Origin of the sequence: Oceanobacillus luteolus, assembly GCF_042678205.1 — a bacterium.
Classification (GTDB): Bacteria; Bacillota; Bacilli; order Bacillales; family Amphibacillaceae; genus Oceanobacillus; species Oceanobacillus luteolus.
Genome location: NZ_JBHUDE010000090.1, coordinates 1 through 2,217 on the forward strand (window position 1 = coordinate 1; position 2,217 = coordinate 2,217).

General features: G+C 32.5%; 1 protein-coding gene and 1 pseudogene. One reads left to right on the forward strand and one right to left on the reverse strand.

Annotated features, from left to right (window positions below; genetic code table 11):
* Nucleotides 1-324: 324 nt before the first annotated feature.
* Nucleotides 325-1,443 carry a Ger(x)C family spore germination protein gene (locus tag ACFSBH_RS12375; RefSeq protein ID WP_251517693.1) on the forward strand — a complete coding sequence of 373 codons (1,119 nt, stop codon included), beginning with the start codon at nucleotides 325-327 and terminating at the stop codon, nucleotides 1,441-1,443.
* A 645-nt stretch (nucleotides 1,444-2,088) separates the two neighbouring features.
* On the opposite strand, the pseudogene ACFSBH_RS12380 reads toward ACFSBH_RS12375, so the two are convergent.
* Nucleotides 2,089-2,217, reverse strand: a pseudogene (locus ACFSBH_RS12380) (cupin domain-containing protein); the annotation flags it as partial.

The following is a 2,217-nucleotide window of genomic DNA, read 5'->3' on the forward strand; positions in this document are numbered from 1 at the left end:
AATAACCGTAAATCTGTTTAAAACATCTCAGATTCACGGTTATTTGGCGTTTCTGTTTTTAATTTTAGTTGCTTCTATTATAAAATTTCTTAGTTCGGGCTTACTCAGCAAGTATGGGAATAAGTAAATTAATCCATATCAAACATAAATTTGCTGTGATACTATCTGGAACATTCGTCCTTATCGTTTCGATAATATTTTATTATATGGAGATTACCTTACTTGAAAAATGGTTAAAGCATTTAAGTTTTATTTTCGGCATTATTATCCCTATCCTACTGCTTTTAATAACAATTATTTTTAAAAGAGAGGTGGCATCGACCTATGGGAAAAAATGAGCTCTTCTTGATCTTATTTATTCTTCCATTACTAGCTGGGTGCTGGGATGAAAGACTTCTAAAGAATTCCCGTACTGTGTATATATCGGGTTTTGACTTGGATGAGAATGGTGATTATCAAATAACTTCAATTATTAGAGATATGAATATTAGTGAGTCAAGCAGGGGGGAAATATCCATATCGAATGAACTGGTAACTGGAAAAGGAGGTTTGATAAAAGAGGCAAGCATGACAATTGATCAAAGCGTACCTGGTAATTACGATCCAGCAAAAGGAAGAACTTTAATCTTAGGAATCGACATCGCCAAAGGTGATATCTACAATGTGCTGGATTCTCTTTACCGGGATCCAAGGGTGGATTTAAACGCCAAAATTGCTGTGACAGATGACAGTGCAAATGAGATAATTACCCATTTATCCGAAAATGAAGTTGAAAAAGGGGAATATCTGTACGAATTGATTCACAGCAGTGAAATACATTCGGAGATCCAGGATATTACACTAAGATCGATTCGCACCTATTTGTTTGATGAAGGAAAAGATTTCATGCTCCCTTATCTGAGCAAGGACGAGGAAGATAATGAAGTTAAAATAAATGGAACTGCTCTTTTTCATGACCACAGCTTTACCGGACAGTTTCTTTCCACTGATGAAAGTACTTTGCTATTATTATTTATGGAAACACAATCCAAAAAAGCACTTTTAACAGAACAGTTAGATAAAAAAGCTGGCGGATCCGTCAGCTATAATGTAAAAAGCGTATCAAGAAAACTTAAGCTGGAAAAAGAAGAAAAGGTACATGCTGATATTATGTTGCAATTGGACGTAGAGATTGTTGACTATCCTCCAGACCATCTAGATAAGCAGGAAATGATCAATTTTTTGGAAAAACGATTATCAAAGATTCTCACTGAAAAAGCGGATGCTCTGTTCAAAAAACTTGCAGCGAATCAAAGTGACGTACTTGGATTAGGTAGAGAACTCATTGTCTTTCATCCATCTATATGGAAAGAAATAAAGGGAGAAAATTATTATGAGCATATCCTTGTTAATCCAAAGGTAAAAGTCAATGTTAGAAGAGTGGAATCATTTTGTGATCACTGAAGTTGATCACCTTCTAATAAGCAAAAATTATTTCTTATCATTATTTGAATTTACCTTTTTAGAAATTACTTTATATTGGAAGTCAGGTGGTAAGCATTCTCTAAAATGCTTGTTTAGATTCAAACACGAGTTCACCAATGATTTTATTTTCAATTTCAAGTTCTTTTCCTTTAGCATCAAAAAGTTTTACTTTAAACATCATTTCAGTAACTCCCTATTCGTACCATTACCTTTATTTTATCATATCTATCCTAATTTCTTTGAAATTATCAGTATAAATACTCAAGTAGCTTGACAGACATAAACAGTCCATTTAGGGTTTAATTTAGATTAAAATAAGGCTTTGTTCACATGAGAAAATAAGGTTTAAATCTATGTATTGTCAAATTAATAATCACTTGCTTAATTATCCATTTTGGATATATGCAATCCTAGTTGGAATTTGTACATCCATTTCAAAATAAAAATAAAAAAACAGTAAAAACCGTTTAAGTTCTTACTGTTTTTTGGGTGATTACACCAAATCAATTATTTAATATCGATAACACCCCTTCAGATAAAAATCTAAAGAGGTAAAACGGTGCAACTTTTTTATAAACGGTTAAACTTTATTTTAAATCTACATCAGTTAAAAACCTCTATTTCCTAATGATGAGCTTCTTCTGCAGCCATTGCTTCTTCTTTAGTGACATGAACAGTACCAAACGGATGATTAGGTGGAGCATATATTGAATAAAGTTTTAATGGAGTATTGCCAGTATTGATTAAATTATG